1 protein-coding gene is annotated in these 469 nt (G+C 67.4%); it reads right to left on the bottom strand.

All coding sequences use genetic code 11. The annotated features are described in order from the left end of the window. Window positions 1-273 precede the first annotated feature (273 nt). On the bottom strand, window positions 274-469 hold a 196-nt coding region (locus tag A6V37_RS41800), incomplete at its 5' end, for a hypothetical protein (RefSeq protein ID WP_208607872.1).

Below are 469 nucleotides of genomic sequence, written 5' to 3'. Positions count from 1 at the left end.
TTCATACGTAGAGGCACGTGGGTGGTCGGTGGTGCGTCGCGGTGCGGCGGCTGTGGGACTGCAGAGATAGGTGTGGGGAGAGGGAGGAAGGGTGTGGGACAGGGGAGGAGTCGTCAGAGACGGGGCGGTGCGGTGCAGGGACGCACGCGTCGGAGGCCGTAGGTGCGCCGACGGAGCATTGTCGGCCCACGGGGGCGCGGAAGCGACGGAGGCGGTGCTGGGGGGGGGGGCAGTCGGTGCGAGAACAGAGCGAGGCGGGAGCGTCACGCGGAGCTAGTGGTCGGTCTCGTGCAAGGTGAAGGTTACGCAGATCCGCTGGGGCTTACTGTACGGCGGCTTTATCACGTTTACAGGGTTGTTCGGAGGGTTTAGGCTGGTGAGCATGCTCGACCGCCGCGCGTGGGGGACGTAGCTGGAGTTGATCGGCGCGAACCGCGCGTATGAGCAGGTGGCGCTCGCGGTCATCGCG

Origin of the sequence: Paraburkholderia ginsengiterrae, from assembly GCF_001645125.1 — a bacterium.
Lineage (GTDB): Bacteria > Pseudomonadota > Gammaproteobacteria > Burkholderiales > Burkholderiaceae > Paraburkholderia > Paraburkholderia ginsengiterrae.
The sequence above is the reverse complement of the archived record's forward strand: the minus strand, read 5'-3'. Positions and strand labels throughout refer to the sequence as shown.